Origin of the sequence: Aestuariivirga sp. (assembly GCF_044239095.1) — a bacterium.
Classification (GTDB): Bacteria; Pseudomonadota; Alphaproteobacteria; order Rhizobiales; family Aestuariivirgaceae; genus Aestuariivirga.
Genome location: NZ_JBIICB010000401.1, coordinates 1 through 2,613 on the forward strand (window position 1 = coordinate 1; position 2,613 = coordinate 2,613).

The following is a 2,613-nucleotide window of genomic DNA, read 5'->3' on the forward strand; positions in this document are numbered from 1 at the left end:
GGCAGCTCGGGATGATAGCGGAGCAGCCAGGCGATGGCGTCCGGCCGGTCACCGCGGCGGGAGACCGGCGTGTAGCGCGGACCCGAGGTCGCCTTCTGAACCTGGATGTTCACCTTGGACTCGAGGATCTTCAGCCGGTACTCCGGGTCCTTCTCGCCCTTTTCGATTTCCTCGCGGGTGATCTGGCCGCCGGTGACGGGATCGAGCCCCTTGATGCCGGCAGCCACGTCACCGTCGGCGATGCCCTTCACCTCGAGTTCGTGCAGGTGGCAGAAATCGGCGATCTGGCGGAAGGTGAGCCCGGTATTCTCGACGAGCCAGACAGCAGTGGCCTTGGGCATCAGCGGTATGCGGGACATGATCTTTCTCTCCTTGAGAACCGGTGTTTCAGGTTCCCTGTCTCAACGACAGCTTGGTGGGGATAGGCTCATATAGAGCCGCATAAGCCCCCGTGCAACTGGCAATTGACACAATCTGCCAGGCTCATGTCAGCAGCACGATCTTGCCGATGTGCTCGCTCGATTCCATCAGGGCATGGGCGGCGGCGGCCTCCGCGAGGGGGAATGTGCGGAAGATGATGGGCTTCAACTGCCCCGCGCCGAACAGGGGCCAGACCTGGCTTTCAAGCGCGCGGGCGATCTCGGCCTTCTCGGCGACGCTGCGGGGCCTCAGGGTCGATCCGGTGAAGGTCAGGCGCTTCAGCATGATGGGCATCCAGTCCGCCTCGAAGCGTGAACCCTTCTGGAACGCGATCATCACGATGCGGCCATGCATGGCGGCAACCTTCAGGTTCTTTGCCACATACTCGCCGCCGACCATGTCGAGGATCACATCTGGCCGGATACCCTTGTCCGCCAGCACGGCGGCGAAATCGGCTGCGCGGTAATTGATGGCGAGATCCGCACCGAGCGCGCGGCAGGCGCTGCATTTCTCCTCCGAGCCCGCCGTTACGGCGACCACCGCGCCGAAGGCCTTGCCCAGCATGATGGCGGTGGTGCCGATGCCGCTTGAGCCGCCATGCACCAGCAAGGTCTCGCCCTCCCTGAGCCGACCCCGGTCGAAGACGTTGGTCCACACCGTGAAGAAGGTTTCGGGGATCGCCGCCGCCTCGGTGAAGGAGAGGCCCGGCGGCACGGGCAGCGCATTGTCCTCGTGCACCACGGCAAACTCGGCATAGCCCCCGCCCGGCACAAGGGCGCAGACCCTGTCTCCCACCTCGTAGTGGCTGGCCCCCTCGCCAAGTGCTGCAACCTCGCCGGCGATCTCGAGGCCCGGCGTTTCCGGCGCCCCCGCAGGCGGCGGATAGGCCCCCTGGCGCTGCAGCACATCCGGACGGTTGACGCCCGCCGCCTTCACCCGCACCAGGATTTCACCGGGACGCGGCACCGGCACGGGCAATTCGACGGGCCTCAGCACCTCTGGGCCACCCGGGCTGGTGATGGCGATGGCGGTCATGTGTTTCATGAAAACTCCTCCGGAAACGATCCGGATGTCAGTTTGGGTTGAAGGAGATGGGCCGGCAATGACAAAATGACATCCAAAGGAGAAGCACCATGACATTCGAAGACCCGCCGAAGAAGCCCGCCGCCATCACCGTCGGCGAGGCGCTCGATCTCCTCTCCGTGTCCGAATTGGAACAACGTGTTCAGAATTTGGAATCCGAAATTGAACGCACCAAAGCCGCGATTCAATCAAAACGTGCATCAAAGTCAGCTGCGGATGCGTTTTTCCGTTCCTAGCGTATCATTATGGACAGAATTTCATCTTTAGATTGTTATCATTAATGATTTGGTAAGGAGTTAACGATATTTTGGAAATTGTAATCCTTGACCGGATTGCTCCGAGTGGCTCGAAGCCACTCTGTTTGACGCCTCCCTGTTTAAAAACTTCGAAGCCGCGCACATCGCGCGGCTTTTTTTGGCTGGCTTTGGCATCAGTCTTGCTGTGAAGGCCCTGCGGAAGGCGCGTTGATTGACCACATCCCGGACCATGGTCATGATCTGGGCGCCCTTTCGCGCAAACGCCGCAAAGAGCCACAGGAAGCATCGCCATGTCACTGCCGCAGTCCCCCTCAATCACGGTCGAGTTCCTGTCGCGCTTCACCGCGTCGGAGCAGTTCGACAAGGTCTTCCGCGAGGGCATGGGCCTGGTGGAGGAGACGGCGAACTATCTCGATGGGCCCGGACGGGCGGATGCCCGCACGCTCGATCGCAATGGCGCGGTCGCCTACGCCACGGAAAGCATGCGCCTCACCACCCGGCTCATGCAGCTTGCATCCTGGCTGCTCCTGCAGCGCGCGGCAGGCGTGGGCGAGATGAGGCAGGACGAGGTGTTGAAGGAACGCCAACGCATCAGTCTCGCCGACATCGGGCGCGGACACGAACTGACCGGCGCCGAGCAACTGCCCCCGGCTCTGCTCGACATCGTGGAGCGTTCGCTCTCACTGCATCAGCGTATTCTGAACTTCGATACCATGCTCGGCCTCACAGCACCCGAGGCCGCCCCCGCGCCAAGCCCGGTGATGACCCAGATCGACCGCATCACTGCCGTGTTCGGCTCCGGGCGCGGGTGATCACTAAAAATGGATTCACCCCTGTCCATTGAGCCCTGAAG

Annotated in this window: 4 protein-coding genes; 2 read left to right on the forward strand and 2 right to left on the reverse strand. The window is 62.2% G+C overall.

Features of this window, described 5'->3' with window-relative positions:
- Both ACILRA_RS21890 and ACILRA_RS21895 read right to left on the reverse strand, forming a co-directional pair.
- A partial coding sequence (locus ACILRA_RS21890) for a cell cycle transcriptional regulator TrcR (RefSeq protein ID WP_395664154.1) occupies positions 1-359 on the reverse strand: 359 nt, incomplete at its 3' end.
- 124 nt (positions 360-483) lie between these two features.
- On the reverse strand, positions 484-1,455 hold the full coding sequence (locus tag ACILRA_RS21895) for an NAD(P)H-quinone oxidoreductase (protein WP_395664157.1): 972 nt from the start codon (positions 1,453-1,455) through the stop codon (positions 484-486).
- A gap of 98 nt (positions 1,456-1,553) precedes the next feature.
- Here ACILRA_RS21895 and ACILRA_RS21900 point away from each other — a divergent pair, with 98 nt between their 5' ends.
- Both ACILRA_RS21900 and ACILRA_RS21905 read left to right on the forward strand, forming a co-directional pair.
- Positions 1,554-1,739: a DUF1192 domain-containing protein gene (locus tag ACILRA_RS21900; protein ID WP_395664155.1), complete on the forward strand. Its 186-nt coding sequence runs from the start codon at positions 1,554-1,556 to the stop codon at positions 1,737-1,739.
- A 311-nt stretch (positions 1,740-2,050) separates the two neighbouring features.
- A complete protein-coding gene (locus ACILRA_RS21905) occupies positions 2,051-2,572 on the forward strand; it encodes a DUF1465 family protein (protein WP_395664156.1) in 522 nt (173 codons plus the stop codon).
- Positions 2,573-2,613 lie beyond the last annotated feature (41 nt).